Here is a 392-nt window from a genome sequence, read left to right on the forward strand (position 1 = left end):
GCCGGCACGCTCAACCTCGACGCGGGCGAGAAGGCGAGCCGTTTCGTCCGTTTCTGCGACGCGTTCTCGGTGCCCATCGTGACCCTCGTCGACGTGCCCGGCTACCTCCCGGGCACCGACCAGGAGTGGACCGGCGTCATCCGCCGCGGTGCGAAGCTGCTCTACGCCTACGCCGAGGCCACCGTGCCGCTGGTCACCGTGATCCTCCGCAAGGCCTACGGCGGCGCGTACATCGTCATGGGCTCCAAGCAGCTCGGTGCCGACATCAACCTGGCGTGGCCCACCGCCGAGATCGCCGTCATGGGCGGTCAGGGCGCGGTCAACATCCTCTATCGCGGCGAGATCAAGCGCGCCGAGGAGGCCGGCGAGGACGTCGCCGCCGTCCGCACGCG

General features: G+C 70.4%; 1 protein-coding gene. It reads left to right on the top strand.

What is annotated here, in order from left to right; genetic code table 11:
* On the top strand, window positions 1-392 hold a 392-nt coding region (locus E1292_RS50700), incomplete at both ends, for a carboxyl transferase domain-containing protein (protein ID WP_281284174.1).

The organism is Nonomuraea deserti (assembly GCF_004348685.1).
GTDB classification, from domain to species: domain Bacteria; phylum Actinomycetota; class Actinomycetes; order Streptosporangiales; family Streptosporangiaceae; genus Nonomuraea; species Nonomuraea deserti.